The organism is Vibrio sp. A1-b2 (assembly GCF_021726015.1).
Taxonomy (GTDB): Bacteria; Pseudomonadota; Gammaproteobacteria; order Enterobacterales; family Vibrionaceae; genus Vibrio; species Vibrio diazotrophicus.
Genome location: NZ_JAKKCI010000003.1, coordinates 522,037 through 537,007 on the forward strand (window position 1 = coordinate 522,037; position 14,971 = coordinate 537,007).

11 protein-coding genes are annotated in these 14,971 nt (G+C 45.5%); 6 read left to right on the top strand and 5 right to left on the bottom strand.

Going from position 1 to position 14,971, the window contains the following annotated elements:
• Positions 1–16 precede the first annotated feature (16 nt).
• The 3 genes from L3V23_RS09865 to glgB all read left to right on the top strand — a co-directional run bounded on the left by L3V23_RS09865 (position 17) and on the right by glgB (position 7,161).
• Positions 17–2,470 (top strand): glycogen/starch/alpha-glucan phosphorylase, encoded by a 2,454-nt coding sequence (locus L3V23_RS09865; protein ID WP_237292276.1) that lies wholly within the window; start codon positions 17–19, stop codon positions 2,468–2,470.
• Positions 2,471–2,628: 158 nt separating this feature from the next.
• On the top strand, positions 2,629–4,809 hold the full coding sequence (gene malQ / locus L3V23_RS09870; RefSeq protein WP_102953299.1) for a 4-alpha-glucanotransferase: 2,181 nt from the start codon (positions 2,629–2,631) through the stop codon (positions 4,807–4,809).
• A gap of 165 nt (positions 4,810–4,974) precedes the next feature.
• Positions 4,975–7,161: a 1,4-alpha-glucan branching protein GlgB gene (glgB, locus tag L3V23_RS09875; RefSeq protein ID WP_237292277.1), complete on the top strand. Its 2,187-nt coding sequence runs from the start codon at positions 4,975–4,977 to the stop codon at positions 7,159–7,161.
• Between the two features lie 65 nt (positions 7,162–7,226).
• On the opposite strand, the gene L3V23_RS09880 is transcribed toward glgB, so the two are convergent.
• The 5 genes from L3V23_RS09880 to zntR all read right to left on the bottom strand — a co-directional run bounded on the left by L3V23_RS09880 (position 7,227) and on the right by zntR (position 11,648).
• Positions 7,227–7,793 (bottom strand): START domain-containing protein, encoded by a 567-nt coding sequence (locus tag L3V23_RS09880; protein ID WP_237292291.1) that lies wholly within the window; start codon positions 7,791–7,793, stop codon positions 7,227–7,229.
• 82 nt (positions 7,794–7,875) lie between these two features.
• Complete coding sequence (locus tag L3V23_RS09885; protein WP_237292278.1) at positions 7,876–8,901, bottom strand: acyltransferase family protein; 1,026 nt, start codon at positions 8,899–8,901, stop codon at positions 7,876–7,878.
• 129 nt (positions 8,902–9,030) lie between these two features.
• Positions 9,031–9,963, bottom strand: a complete 933-nt coding sequence (locus L3V23_RS09890; protein WP_237292292.1) for an AEC family transporter — start codon at positions 9,961–9,963, stop codon at positions 9,031–9,033.
• Positions 9,964–10,129: 166 nt separating this feature from the next.
• Complete coding sequence (locus L3V23_RS09895) at positions 10,130–11,227, bottom strand: SO_0444 family Cu/Zn efflux transporter (protein WP_237292279.1); 1,098 nt, start codon at positions 11,225–11,227, stop codon at positions 10,130–10,132.
• A 1-nt stretch (position 11,228) separates the two neighbouring features.
• A complete protein-coding gene (zntR, locus tag L3V23_RS09900; protein ID WP_102985661.1) occupies positions 11,229–11,648 on the bottom strand; it encodes a Zn(2+)-responsive transcriptional regulator in 420 nt (139 codons plus the stop codon).
• 182 nt (positions 11,649–11,830) lie between these two features.
• On the opposite strand from zntR, the gene L3V23_RS09905 reads away from it, so the two are divergent.
• The 3 genes from L3V23_RS09905 (at position 11,831) to L3V23_RS09915 (ending at position 14,937) form a co-directional block, all read left to right on the top strand.
• Complete coding sequence (locus L3V23_RS09905; RefSeq protein ID WP_042479591.1) at positions 11,831–12,421, top strand: TetR/AcrR family transcriptional regulator; 591 nt, start codon at positions 11,831–11,833, stop codon at positions 12,419–12,421.
• 57 nt (positions 12,422–12,478) lie between these two features.
• Complete coding sequence (locus L3V23_RS09910; RefSeq protein ID WP_237292280.1) at positions 12,479–13,336, top strand: alpha/beta fold hydrolase; 858 nt, start codon at positions 12,479–12,481, stop codon at positions 13,334–13,336.
• 215 nt (positions 13,337–13,551) lie between these two features.
• Positions 13,552–14,937, top strand: a complete 1,386-nt coding sequence (locus L3V23_RS09915; RefSeq protein ID WP_102965056.1) for a DASS family sodium-coupled anion symporter — start codon at positions 13,552–13,554, stop codon at positions 14,935–14,937.
• Positions 14,938–14,971: the final 34 nt, after the last annotated feature.

The following is a 14,971-nucleotide window of genomic DNA, read 5'->3' on the forward strand; positions in this document are numbered from 1 at the left end:
TAAGAGAGATTTCTCGATGAAACCTACGCAACAGAAAACGTTTGATAAAGCAGCGTTCCAAGCGAACGTAAAGCGTAATCTTACCGCGACATACGCGACCACTGTGGAACATGCTTCTAGCCGTTCTTGGTATTTGGCTATGGGTCATGCTCTAGCAGAATTAACAACGTTCGACATGCTTGAAACAGAGCAAGACGAGCGCATCGTTAATGCGAAAAGCCTGAACTACCTATCTCTTGAGTTCCTGATTGGCCGTTTAACAGGTAACAACCTGATTAGCATGGGCCTTTATGAACAGGTTTCTGAAGCGATGGCGGAATTGGGACAAAACTTAACAGATTTGTTGGAAGAAGAGCGCGACCCTTCATTGGGTAACGGTGGTCTTGGTCGTCTTGCTGCGTGTTTCATGGACTCATGTGCTGCTCAAGAATACCCAACAGTGGGTTACGGTCTTCACTACGAATACGGTTTATTCAAACAGTCTTTCGAGCAAGGTCATCAGAAAGAAGCGCCTGATGCTTGGTGTGGTATCGAAGGTTACCCTTGGGAAATCGCACGCCCTGAACTGAAACAAGAAATCGGTTTCTACGGCCACGTTGAAGTGACCCATGAGAATGGCAAAGAAGTTCGCAAATGGATTCCAGGCATGTTAGTGCAAGCGATGCCTTGGGATTTACCAATTGTGGGCTACCAAAGCGATACTGTTTATCCACTACGCCTTTGGGAATGTCGTGCCATTGCACCATTCTCACTAGAGAGCTTTAACAACGGTAACTACTTCGAAGCTCAGCACTCTCTGATTGATGCGGGCAACATTACTAAAGTGCTTTACCCGAACGACAACCATGAGAAAGGTAAAACACTGCGCTTGATGCAACAGTACTTCCACAGTGCGGCATCGGTACGTGACATTCTTCGTCGTCATGAAGGTGCTGGTTTTGCACTGGAAGATCTACCGAAGAAAGAGACAATCCAGCTTAACGATACTCACCCAACCATCGCGATCCCTGAATTAATGCGTATTTTGGTCGATGAGCGTGGCCTATCTTGGGAAGCGGCTTGGGACATCTGTTCTAAGACATTCGCTTACACCAACCACACCTTGTTGCCAGAAGCATTGGAAACATGGAGCGAGTCTTTGATTCAGCGTCTGCTTCCTCGTCATATGGAAATCATTTACGAGATCAACCATCGCTTTATGCAGGAAGTTCGCGCGAAATGGCCGGGTGATGTTTCTAAACAACAGAAGCTGTCCATTATTGAAGAAGGCTTCCATCGCATGGTGCGTATGGCGAACCTTTGTGTAGTCGGTTCTTACGCTGTAAACGGTGTTGCTGCTCTGCACTCAGAGCTAGTAAAACGTGACCTGTTCCCTGAGTTCAACGAGCTGTACCCGAGTCGTCTACAGAACGTGACCAACGGTATTACACCTCGTCGTTGGCTGAAATTCTGTAACCCAGCTTTGTCTGCATTGATTACTGAGAAAATTGGTGACCAGTGGCCAGCGCATCTCGACCAACTAGAATCTATTTCTCAGTTCGCTGGTGATACGAAGTTCCAGAAGCAGTTCATGGCAGTGAAGAAAGAGAACAAAGCGCGTTTGGCTAACTGGGTGAAAGAGAACATGGGTATCGAACTTGATACTAATGCGATCTTTGACGTTCAAATCAAACGTCTACACGAATACAAACGTCAGCACCTAAACATGCTGCACATTCTTTCTCTGTACCACCGCATCATCAACGATCCATCTTTTGATGTGCATCCTCGTGTGGTGTTCTTTGCAGCGAAAGCAGCACCGGGTTACCACCTAGCGAAAGAGATCATCTACGCAATCAACAAGATTGCAGAGAAAGTGAATAACGATCCACGTATCGGTAACAAACTGAAAGTGGTCTTCATTCCTGACTACCGTGTAAGCATGGCGGAGATCATCATCCCTGCGGCTGACGTGTCTGAGCAAATCTCTACTGCAGGTAAAGAAGCATCAGGTACCGGCAACATGAAGATGGCGCTAAACGGTGCGTTAACTATCGGTACGATGGACGGTGCAAACGTTGAGATTCGTGAAGAAGTGGGTGATGACAACATTTACATCTTCGGTCTGGATGTGGATGGCGTAGAGTCACTAAAAGCAAAAGGTTACAACCCTTACGACTACTACAACGCGGATCCATTACTCAAAGCATCAATGGAGCTATTGATGTCAGACGAGTTCACTCCGGGTGAGCCAGCGAAGCTTCGCGCAACTTACGACAGCTTGCTTGATGGTGGCGACCCATACCTTGTTCTTGCCGATTTCGCATCGTATGTGAAAGCGCATGAAGACATGGATAAGCAGTACCGTGATCAGGCGGGTTGGGCGAAGAAGGCAATATTGAACACCGCTCTGGTGGGCAAGTTCAGCTCTGACCGCAGTATTCGCGATTACGTGAATAATATTTGGCAGCTTGAAGTCGTCAAACGCTAAAAAATAGAACCAAACAGCCAAGGCGTAAGCCTTGGCTGAATGGCTTATAACTCTCAACGAACATATGTTCCAGAATGAATAAAAGCCAAATCGACATAGATTAAATAATTACACACCCTACACATTTGAAGGATTATGCAGTCCCTTCGGAGAGAGCGATGAAAGAACAAAATGCATTAAAACAAGTCGCAGCGATGGCAAAAATTGCCGATAGCTATGTGAGTGCTTGGGGCGATGAAGCAAAAGTAGAAGACGAGACCATTCGTCGTCTTTTGGCTTCTTTAGGTTATGACACAACCAATGATCAAACCTTATTAAAATCGGCTGAGAAAAAACACAAAGCCGATGTGTTGGAAGCGGTATTAGTGATTCGCCAAGGAGAGCCATTAGAAGTGTCTCTTAACCTAGGTTCTAGCGCTCGTGAAAGTGAGTTTGACTGGCGACTAGAAACCGAACAAGGCGAAGTATTCGAAGGCTATCTGCAATCTCAAATCGTTCGTGATGAGCGTGCAGAAGGTGGCCCGCTAGTATTCTCTTTGCCGAGTGATCTAGCACTGGGTTACCACAAGCTGTTTGTTTCTCGCAAGCGTCGTAAAGCGCCGTATGAGATGACGGTTATTGTGACGCCAACAGCGTGTTTCAAACAACCTGCTCTGGAAAAAGGCAAGAAGCTTTGGGGACCAAGTGTTCAGCTTTACACTTTGCGTACTCAGCACAACTGGGGTATCGGTGATTTCGGTGACTTGAAACAGTTGGTTGCGGATATCGCTTCTCGTGGTGGTGATTTTGTCGGTTTGAACCCAATCCATTCTCTGTTCCCAGCGAACCCAGAAGGGGCGAGCCCATACAGCCCGTCTTCTCGTCGTTGGTTGAACATTCTTTATATTGATGTGAGCTCAGTACCAGAGTTCGCACTAAGTGGTGAAGCACAGCAAAAAGTGGGCAGTGCTGAGTTCCAACAACGTCTGCAAAAAGCACGTGAATCGCATTGGGTGAACTACACCGAAGTCGCGCAAATGAAAATGAGCGTACTGCCATTGTTGTTCACTGAATTTAAAGCCCGTCATTTGGATAAAAACACTGACCGTGCTCGTGCGTTCCTAGACTTTGTGGAAGAGGGCGGTGATAGCCTGTTGCACCAAGCAACCTTTGATGCGCTGCACGCACAGTTGCATGCAGAAGACAGCAATGTTTGGGGCTGGCCTGTTTTCCCTGAAAAATACCGTCGTTTTGAAAATCCAGCGGTACAAACTTTTATTGAAGACAACCAAGATGACGTACATCTTTACATGTACCTACAATGGGTTGCTGACACGCAAATCAACGAAGCTCAGGCGCTGGCTGAAGAAAAAGGTATGGCGGTTGGCTTATACCGTGACTTAGCAGTAGGTGTCGCGGATTCTGGCTCTGAAACATGGGCGGATGAAGGTAACCTGATTCTGGATGCGAGCATTGGTGCGCCGCCAGATGTTCTTGGTCCACTAGGTCAGAACTGGGGTTTACCACCACTCAACCCACAAGTGCTGCAAGCGACTGGCTATGATGCTTACATTAAGTTATTGCGTGCCAACATGAAGCATTGTGGTTCTCTCCGTATCGACCACGTACTGGGTTTATTGCGTCTGTGGTGGATTCCAAAAGGCGAAAACGCAACCAAAGGCGCGTACATCTACTACCCAGTGAAAGACATGCTCGCCATTCTTGCGCTGGAATCTCACCGTCACCAATGCAGTGTGATCGGTGAAGACTTAGGTACTGTACCGGACGAAATCGTGGATCTGCTTCGTGATGCGGGTGTTCACTCATACAAAGTTTTCTTCTTCGAAACATCGAAAGAAGACGGCGGCTTTATTTCTCCTGCTCACTATGCGCCTCAATCCATGGCGGCTTTGTGTACGCACGATATGCCGACTCTGCGTGGTTTCTGGCACTGTGCTGACCTGAAAATGGGTAGCGAAATTGGCTTGTATCCAGACAAAGAACAACTGGCAGAGCTGTTTGAGGATCGTTTGAAGTGCAAACAAGGCATTTTGGACTCTGTGGCTTGGCATGGTTACTTGCCTGAAGGCGTAGGTCGTGATGCAAGTCTAGTTCCTATGGATTCATACCTGAGTGAAGCATTGCAACTGCATGTTGCGGCAGGTTCGTCAGGCCTACTCAGTATTCAGCTTGAAGACTGGTTAGAAATGGATAATCCTGTCAACATTCCGGGAACCGTTGATGAGTATCCAAACTGGCGTCGTAAGTTGTCGATGAATTTGGATGAAATCTTTGCCCGTGAAGATGTGAACCGAATTTCAGCACGTTTAACGGAAACGCGTGCGAAAGCCAGTCAGTAATCGAGCAAGCACTCAGAGGGAAATTAGTGAATTCTTATATTTACACCAAGAAGTTTAAGTTAGGTCACTCTATACCCCTTTTGAGTTCGGTAAGATGAACTTACGCTAGTATGCCCGCCAATGTAGCGGGCATTTTTATTTCTCTGTTGCGCTGGGAGAAGAGTATTGAAAAAAGCTAAAAAGCCTTCGAAAACACAAGTTGCCTATAACCAGCTTTCTCACGCTGGTTTTGCTGATCCATTTGCATTTTTAGGTCCGTTTATTTCTTCTTTTCAAGGAGCACTACGAGTATGGATGCCGGGTGCTGATAAAGTAGAGTTGCTGGTGGAAGGAGAGCCGAGAGTGGCTCTTGAAAGAGAAACCGATGCCGGTTTTGTTCTTAAATCAGACAGAGACCTTCGCTTCACCCATTATTCTCTTGCGGTTGACTGGGCGGGTACCGAACAAATTGTCGATGACCCTTACCAGTACCACGAAATTTATGCCGAATATGATGACCTGCATACTCCGAAAGAGATGTATCGTCATATGGGCTCGCAGTTCGTCACGTTAGAACGCGATGGTAAGCAGATCTCAGGTGTTCGTTTCCTTGTTTACGCGCCTCACGCTTCGGCGTGTAGTCTGGTTGGTTCTTTTAACCAATGGGACGGTCGTCGTCATCCGATGCAACGTTTAGATTATGGCATCTGGGGTCTGTTTATTCCGGATCTGGAAGAGGGCGTTCAATACAAATTTGAACTGAAAGGACCACATGGTGAAGGTTTACCTCATAAGGCTGACCCTTGGGGATTCTACGCTGAGCAACACCCTTCTTTTGCCTCTGTGACTTATGATCATAGCCGTTACCAATGGCAAGACAGTGAATGGCAACATCGCCCTGTAACTCAAAAGCGAAAAGAAGCGCTCTCTTTTTATGAACTGCATGCAGGCTCATGGAAACGTGGTGAAAATGGAGACTTCCTCAATTATCGCGAGTTAGCACAGCATTTGATTCCGTATTTGGTTGATATGGGATACACCCATGTAGAGCTTATGCCGGTTTCTGAACATCCATTTTATGGCTCTTGGGGTTATCAACCTGTTGGTTTGTTTGCACCAACCAGTCGCTATGGCTCGCCGGATGATTTCAAATATTTCGTTGATATGTGCCATCAGGCTGGTATCGGTGTGGTTCTTGACTGGGTTCCTGCACACTTCCCGTCGGATGATCATGGTTTGGCGAACTTCGATGGCACTCCGCTATTCCATGACCCTGATCCGCGTCGTGGCTGGCATCAGGACTGGAACTCATACATCTACGATGTTGGACGCGAACATGTGCGTCGTTTCCTAGTCTCCAATGCGCTGTATTGGTTCGATATGTTTCATATTGACGGTATTCGCGTGGACGCTGTGGCGTCGATGCTTTATCTCGATTATTCACGCAGTCACGATCAGTGGATTCCAAACGTTGATGGTGGCCGTGAAAATTATGATGCCATCGCAACCTTTAAGTGGATGAACGAAGAGGTTTATAAATACTTCCCGAATGCGATGACCATTGCTGAAGAATCCACAGCCTTTCCGGGTGTGTCAGCGCCAACCTTTATGGGCGGCTTAGGCTTTGGTTTCAAGTGGAACATGGGTTGGATGCACGACAGTCTTTCGTACATCAAAGAAGATCCGGTACATCGTAAATATCACCACAACACGTTAACTTTCCCGCTGATTTACGCATTCAGTGAGAACTATGTGTTGTCTTTATCTCACGATGAGGTGGTTTACGGTAAACAGTCGCTGATATACAAGATGCCGGGCGATGAGTGGCAGCAGACGGCGAATATGCGTGCCTATTTTGGTTATATGTATGCGCAGCCGGGTAAAAAACTCAACTTCATGGGGGCTGAATTTGGTCAGACGGCAGAGTGGAATCATGATGATCAACTCCAGTGGTTCTTAACCGCGTTCGATCGCCACCGTGGCATCCAAAGTTTAGTTCGTGACCTGAATCATCTGTATAAGAACGAGGCTGCATTGCATGAGCGTGATTGTGAACCATCCGGCTTCGAATGGCGTTTGCAAGATGCTGCGGACATTAGCGTGATTGCTCATGAGCGTATCAGTGATAAGGGCGAGAGAATCTTGGCCATTACCAACTTTACGCCAGTACCGCATGAACACTTCCGTTTAGGGGTGCCAAATGAGGGACGCTATGAGTTGCTGCTTAATACGGATAGCGGTCATTATTCTGGCAGCGATTTTGAAACGGTCACAGTTGCCGAAACTGAACGAGTAAAAAGCGAAGGTTTAGATCAGTCTCTATTGGTGCGTTTACCGCCACTTTCGACCCTGTTCTACAAGCTAAAATCGTAATAAGTACTGAGAAAAGCAAGCCCCGATTTACACTATAAATCGGGGCTTTTTTATCGCTTCAACAATCACTCATTGATGTTTGAATGCTGCCGATTTTGATATTGAGGCAGCTGAGCTTTCAGCGCTTCAAAAGTGTTGAAAGCACTCGAAACAGAAAGCTGATTTGCCAGCCAGTCAGGCAGAAAACCACCCGGATCTGCGTATGCAGTGTAATCGATATGAGTCAAGCCATTGGTGAGCTTTTCTAAAGTCCAATCCGCCTGAACGGATTTTATCCGAACGTAGCCTTTTTGTTCTGGGTATTGATCTGCCGCGTCTTTGATTTCCAGTTTAAACGCACCATTGTCAACTTGGTATTTTGAGTACGTCACCATATCCCTGTCTCGGGCAGGCCATGGGGCAGAGAACTGGGTATAGACGATGTTTTCGTTGGGTGATATCTGCTTCAATACTTTGCTGCTGCTGACTTTATCCAGCCAATTGGGCAGATTTTCACTGTCTTCCAGCAGCACTAAGAACGCTTGATAAGTAGTGGGAGCAAACATCTGTGCGCGGATTTCGACCAAGCCACCTTGATGTTCACGAATGTGAATTCGAATGCCATCTTCGCTTTTTGCGAGTTTCCATGGCATGTCGGTGTTGTCACTGTTCGCCCAAACCAGACTTTGAGCGAAAAGTAGCGATAAAGTGATTGCGCGCGTAAACATAAAGCTCCTATCTAAACAGTATCCTCCTGAGAGGAGTACGCTCGATTCCTTTCACTAAGAGTAGAGTGATAATCGTCGTTCCTGCAAACAGCGTGATGTCTCTGTCCCAACTGCTTTGTTGTAACAGCCCAGAAATGTTCATCACAATGATCGCAACCAGTAAGTGGCTAACATAGATGCCTAATACGCTGCTAGCGTAAGACTGTATCCACGTTGCACTTCCCCAGTTGGGTTTTGCTAACAGAACAAATAAAGTTCCAACGCCCCATAATGCGGTGCCGAATAGGTAATCGTTGTAGCTAAACACTTGTCCATATTGGTGTAATCCATAAGCTTCAGCAAAATGCAAAGCCATTCCTGATAGTGCCAATAACGATGCCATTTTTATGTTACAGGTGATACTGCGTTCGCGTATCACATAACCAATAGTCACCATCAAAGTACTAAAGAACGGGCCATTACGGGTAAAAAATGGTGCTTCCAATTCCGTCACTACATTGTAGCTTCCCTCCAATACACCGTAGATGTAAAGCATGGCCGCGACTGGAATGATCCACTTTGACATATTCCAGCGAACTAAAGCAGCAATAATTGCTATCGCCATAATCAATGAAGGTATAAACCATAGGTGCACTAAGCCGCCTTCGAGCAGAGAGTTCACAGGATTCATCAGCAGATAGTCCCAGTAACTCATACGTTCTGCGAGGTAACCTTTTTCTGCAACATCAGCAAAGTTGAATGGCATCAGCAGGCTGAAAAGGCTCCAAACCAGCCAAATACGAACCAGCGGAAGAGAATATCGTTTCACTGTCTCGAAAGGCGTCGCATTTAGCTTAGGTTGTATTAGATAGCCTGATATCAAGAAGAAAAGCGGAACTGCAAAGCGAGTGGCTTGATTAAACAGATACGCAAGCCAGGGTTCATCATTGTAAAAGGTATGAGTGGTAAATAACTGGCAGTGAAGGCCAATAATAGCGAGCATAGCCACGGTTCTTCCGAACTCTAGGCTCTTGATTTTATTTATCGAAGACATAAGTACTTACACAGAAAAAAGGAAAGCGAGAACAATACTGTATATGCAACTCATCTCTTTCGACTCACATCAATAAATTAGAGCTTGGTACGAACGATGACTCTGATATGTGAACTGGATACGGCTCCGTTACATCAGATCAAATGCGGACAGCAGGAAAATACCCAAGGTGCATGAGAACAGGGAAAAAACAGTGGTGAGTGCAATGATATTAGCTGCCAAGGTGGCATTTCCGCCCATCGCTCTCGCCATCACGTAACTTGCCGCTGCGGTTGGCGCAGAGCTCATCAAGAAAACCAGTCCGAGTTCCATGCCTCTGAATCCAAACATCAGTGCGCCAAGGGTGGTCAGAAGCGGAGCGAGTATCAGCTTAAACCCTGTGGCATACCAAGCGGGTGCATTATCTTCTTTCAATGCTTTTAGGTCTAACGAGCCACCAGTGCAAAGAAGTGCCAAAGGCAGTGTCATGTTACCCAAATAGCGCCCAGCATCCGTGACCATTTTAGGTATTGGTATGGAGAATCCGTAGCAAAAGAGGCCGAACAATATTGCGATGATCAGCGGGTTCTTGGTTAACGTTCGAAAGATGATTTTCGATGGAGGAGTGCCTTTGGTATCGCTTTTCGCGCTTAAAGCGATCACTGCCTGTACGTTGTATAGCAATGTCATGCTCGCCACATAAATAGCCGCAAGTGCTACCCCATCATTACCATAAGCGTTAGCAACATAAGCGATGGCGATAATGGCAGTATTGGCGCGAAATGCGCCTTGGATGATCACTCCTTGATCTTGTGGGCGATTAAACGCCTTTTTGGTGACAAAAGTGGTGAACAGAAAGAACAGAAAATTCGCCACAAGGCCGTAAATAATCAGAGAAGCGCTGGAAGAGAAATCGTGCTTTGAACTTATGATGCTCAAAAACAACATGGTTGGCAGCGTCACTTCAAACACTATCTTGGAGGCGACTTCGATAAAGTTATCGTTAATCAGATTGATACGTTTAAGAAATACCCCGAGTACAAGCATCAAGCAAATAGGGCCGGTGATTGAGGCCGAAAACATCAATAACTGAAAGAGACTGTCCACGCCCATTCCTTGAACTTCAGGTGAAGATAGAGATTAGAAGCAATAAACACCGTCGCTCTAACAAACGACAGTGCTTATTGTAAGATTTTTATACTCTACAGCGTGTTGTAGTTGATTGGAATATGCTTTCTAACGGTTAACGTTATGAACAACAACTTGCTTTTTCTTGTTTCGGGTTGAATCTCTTCCACAGATCTACCGCAATAATGACCGCTAACGCAATGCCGCTTGCCCAAGCGATCACGGGTGGCAACAGTTCATTGCTGGCCGCTAGCTGGGCGTCGATATTGATAGCAAAAGTATCGACTAAAAAGTTGGTGGCATAACCGAATAGAATCGCCACACCCACCACACCGACTAGGTAGCTAACCAGTGCTTTTGTTCCTAATTCTTTTCTCACAATACCTAGGGTTGCCATGTTGGTGGCAGGGCCTGCCAGTAAGAAAACCAATACTGCGCCGGGTGATACACCTGCCAGCATTAGGCCTGCGGCAATTGGAGTTGAAGCAGACGCGCAGATATACATAGGTACACCAATCAGTGCCATCAGTACCATTGCCCAAGGGCTACGGCTGATTTCTACTAGTGCTTCAGAAGGCACAAACGTCACCACCAAAGCTGAAATGATAAGACCCACAATGAGCCACAGTGACAGGTCTTCAATCAAATCGGTAAATGCGTATTTTTGCCCTTGCCATAACTTGTTTAACCATGATTCTGCTTTTGGTTGAGATGAGTGTGTAGATGAGCCAGAGCTACTACAACTGTGAGAACCTGAACAACAAGAAGTTTTGACGGCTTCGGTTGCTGGCGGTGGGGTTTGTGTGTCTTTGTCTGTGATCAACACCAAAAACGCTGCCGCAATGGCTGAAGTTGTCGCCGCTATAGGTCGTATGACCGCCATAAATGGCCCTAACAGCGCATAGGAAATAGCAATGGAGTCAACGCCAGTCTCTGGGGTTGAGATTAAAAAGGCGGTGGTTGCGCTTTTTGAAGCGCCACCTCGACGAAGCCCAACCGCAGCAGGGATAACACCGCAAGAACAAAGCGGCAGTGGCATACCCAAAATCGCGGCTTTGACACTCGGCCACATTCCATCTCCGGTAAGGTGTTTACTCAGTTTATCGTTGCTCAGCGTCACTTTAAGAATACCGGCAACGAACAAACCTATGATCAGCCAGAAAGAAGCATCAAGCCACAAATCAAGTAAGGTATCTAAAAAGGTCGTGATAGCTTGCATATTAAGCTTCCTCTGGTTGAGTTTGAGTAAGGGCCGTCAGGATGGTGCAGTGTTCGGCCGAATGAGCGCCCCCACAGCATCGTTCATTAATCACTTTCAAGGCGTTGTGCATATGCTGTAGCTGGGCAATACGCAGTTCAATTTCATGAAGCTTTGCCAGTGTGATGTCTTTGACTTCTTGGCAGGTGTGCTGATCCGGCTCTATCTGAATCGAAAGCAATTCCTGAATATCACTCAGAGATAGACCTACTTCTTTAGCGTGAAGGATGAATTTCAACCTATCAATGCAGTTTTGATCATACTGACGATAACCATTGTTGGCGCGCAGTGGTTCGATTAAGCCTTGTTGCTCATAAAATCGAATAGCCTCAGTGGTTATGTTGAGTTGTTTAGCCAGTTGACCTCGGGTTAATGACGCCATTTACAAACCTCGATTCAGTATTCATTTTTTAACAGTATAAACTTTGTAGTTAAGTACAAGGTCAATACTTTATTTGTTTCAATGCAAATTTATTTTGTGTGTCTCTGCCTACAAAAAGACGGTTTGTAAAAAAAGAACGATCGTACTAAACTTCTTGGCGTGTTAACTGAATCTGATGAGTTATGAGCAAAGGAAAAATTACCCGCGAGAACATTTTGGCCAAAGCATTTGATCTTGCCAGTGAGAATGGTCTGGAAAGCTTAACGATAGGAGAGCTTGCCAAGCACTGTGGTATGTCAAAAAGCGGCTTATTTGCTCATTTCAATTCAAAAGAGAACCTGCAATTAGCGGTAGTTGATTTCGCTAACCAAGTTTTTATTTCTCGAGTTATCGCTCCTGCACGTGAGTTGGGTGACAAAAATATCGAAAGTAAACTGCGTTCTATCCTAGATAGTTGGATGGGCTGGAACCATTCATTCCAAGGGAGTTGTATGTTTTTGGATGCTTGGAAAGAATCAGCAAAAAGTGAATGTGCCATTCAGCAAGAGCTCAAGAAAATCATTTCTAATTGGATTCAGTATTTACAAATTCAGATAGATAAAGGCGTTGAGAACCGCCAGTTTCGGGCGGATTTGGATGCCAAGCAAGCGAGTTACGAGCTTTATGGCTTGTATCTTAGCGCGCATTTGTTCTATTCCATCTATGGACAAGAGCAAAGCCACCAAAGATTTTGGCAAGGAGTCAGCGATTTGTTTGATCGCTGGAAACGTTAACCAGCAAAAATTTACCAATAAAAAGCACGACCGTACGTTTTTGGTTTAAGGATAGTTATGAGTGAGAAAATTTACTTCAATACAGCACAACGTTTTAACTGGCGTCGTAGCTTAGTCAATGTCACCACACGTTTGCACCATTCGTTGGCTCCGAGGCACGCAAAGAAAACGGCTAGAAAGCTTCTTCTTACTCCAAGTCGTATGAAAGCGAAGAATCAGGCACCTGAGGGTTTAATCAAATCTTACGTTTCTTCACCAGAAGGTCAGTTAACCACTTTCCGTTTGGGTAAGGGACCTGTTTGGGTATTAACTCATGGTTGGTCAGGTTCTTCAAATCAGTTTTATCCTCTAATGGAGCACATTGCATCTTTAGGTTTTACCGCTCTTGCTTACGATCATCCTGGGCATGGTGAAAGTGAAGGGGCGTTAGGGCACATTCCTGCGTTTGTGCGTGGGCTAGAAGCGATCTTAGACAGTGAAGAAGACGTGGTTGGTTTGATTGGACACAGCATGGGTAATGCGACCGCGTTGGAGTGTCGACACGCCAAAATAGCAAACTGCCCTATGTTGTTGATTGCACCCGTATTGGACTATTTAGATAACTTGTTCAGCACCGTGGCTCGTTCCGGTTATTCCATGCGTCTGTTTGAAGAGGTCGTCAACGAAGTTCAAGACGAATACCGTTACCCAATTCAGTCGATTGACCCGTACAAAAAGCTTAAGCAGCGTGAGTCTCAGACTATAATTGTTCATGACGAAGGCGATAAATTTGCCAAATATTCGGTATCGCAAAAGGCGTCTCAAGAGATGGAAAGAGTTACGCTTATCACCACCCAAAACCAAGGTCATGGCAGAGTGATGACAAGCCCTGAGGTGATGAATGCATTTGATCAAATCGCTAAGCAGCTTTCTTAAGATTACGTTTTTTACTTGGGAGTCTGTTTAAAACTGATGTTTTATTAATCATCAGTCAAACGAAAAGGGATATTTATATTTCTATTTATTTCATAATGTTAAGTTGTTGGTTTTAATGTTGATTAGTTTAACAACTTGACAAAAATTTATTATCTCCTTGTTTGGTTACGTGTGATCATTGTGTTGCCGTAAGGCCTTTATAAGGAAAAATAATAATGAATAGAAATGATAGTGTCCCTTTACCCAGTAACACCCGAGAATGGTTTTTTCACCGAAACAGTATGATTGTCATTGCCGATCTCGCTCTGTTTTTCATCTTACTGTTTACCCTCCCGTTTGAGTCCAACGTTGTTTTAGGCTTAAGTATGCTGACGTTTATCGCCATCCTCTGGCTGACGGAAGCATTACATGTAACCGTCACCGCGATACTTGTCCCTGTGATGGCGGTATTGTCAGGTGTGTTTGACACGCAAGCTGCCCTGAACAACTTTGCGAATTCTATTATCTTCCTATTTTTGGGCGGTTTTGCCCTAGCGGCGGCTATGCATCGCCAAGGTTTAGATAAAGTCATCGCAGATAAAGTTCTCGTACTTGCTCAAGGTCGAATGAGTGTCGCTGTCTTCATGCTGTTTGGTGTTTCTGCCGCTCTATCTATGTGGATCAGTAACACTGCGACAACCGCGATGATGTTGCCTCTAGTGCTTGGTATTTTAAGTAAAGTGGATGATAAGCGAGGTCATTCTACCTATGTGTTTGTGCTTCTAGGCATTGCTTACAGCGCCAGTATTGGTGGAATTGCAACTGTGGTGGGTAGCCCACCAAACGCAATTGCAGCCGCAGAAGTGGGTTTAACATTTGTTGGTTGGATGAAATTTGGTCTTCCAACTACTTTAGTTATGCTGCCAATCTGTTTGGCCATTCTTTACTTCATGCTAAAGCCCGATCTCAGTGGTCAGTTTGATACTCATGAAGAACCTGTGGATTGGGATAAAGGCAAAATCGTCACATTAGCGATCTTCTCGCTGGTGGTATTCCTGTGGATTTTCAGTAAGCCAGTGAATGCCATGCTCGGTGGTTTTAAGAGTTTTGACTCACTGATTGCACTTTCTGCCATCATCATGGTGAGTTTTGCTCGAGTCGTGCACTGGAAAGACATTGAAAAAACAGCCGACTGGGGTGTGTTGCTTCTGTTTGGTGGTGGTATTTGTTTAAGCAATGTTTTGAAGCAAACCGGTACTAGCGTGTTCCTTGCCAATGAACTCAGTCAGTTGATTTCAGACTTCGGCCTATTCTTCATCGTGTTCGTTATTGCAGTATTCGTTGTATTCTTAACCGAATTTGCCAGTAACACGGCAAGCGCAGCATTGCTTGTTCCGGTATTCGCAAGCGTAGCTGAAGTGTTTGGTGTCTCCCCAGTTCTGTTATCAGTACTGATTGCAGTTTCAGCATCTTGTGCATTTATGTTGCCAGTAGCGACTCCACCAAACGCTATTGTGTTTGCAACAGGACATATAGACCAAAGAGAGATGATGAAAGTCGGTTTCATCCTGAACATCGCCTGTATTGCCATCCTGTCTACAATCGCAATGACATTCTGGTAAGCCTAGCTTTGAAAGAAAATAAAAAAGGAGCAAA

Bases quoted from the DNA above. Each gene is read 5' to 3' on its own strand.
- L3V23_RS09865 (WP_237292276.1), top strand. From the start codon at position 17: ATGAAACCTACGCAACAGAAAACGTTTGATAAAGCAGCGTTCCAAGCG.
- malQ (WP_102953299.1), top strand. From the start codon at position 2,629: ATGAAAGAACAAAATGCATTAAAACAAGTCGCAGCGATGGCAAAAATT.
- L3V23_RS09880 (WP_237292291.1), bottom strand. From the start codon at position 7,793: ATGCCATGGAAACTCGCAAAAAGCGAAGATGGCATTCGAATTCACATT.
- L3V23_RS09885 (WP_237292278.1), bottom strand. From the start codon at position 8,901: ATGTCTTCGATAAATAAAATCAAGAGCCTAGAGTTCGGAAGAACCGTG.
- L3V23_RS09890 (WP_237292292.1), bottom strand. From the start codon at position 9,963: ATGTTTTCGGCCTCAATCACCGGCCCTATTTGCTTGATGCTTGTACTC.
- L3V23_RS09895 (WP_237292279.1), bottom strand. From the start codon at position 11,227: ATGCAAGCTATCACGACCTTTTTAGATACCTTACTTGATTTGTGGCTT.
- zntR (WP_102985661.1), bottom strand. From the start codon at position 11,648: ATGGCGTCATTAACCCGAGGTCAACTGGCTAAACAACTCAACATAACC.
- L3V23_RS09905 (WP_042479591.1), top strand. From the start codon at position 11,831: ATGAGCAAAGGAAAAATTACCCGCGAGAACATTTTGGCCAAAGCATTT.
- L3V23_RS09910 (WP_237292280.1), top strand. From the start codon at position 12,479: ATGAGTGAGAAAATTTACTTCAATACAGCACAACGTTTTAACTGGCGT.
- L3V23_RS09915 (WP_102965056.1), top strand. From the start codon at position 13,552: ATGAATAGAAATGATAGTGTCCCTTTACCCAGTAACACCCGAGAATGG.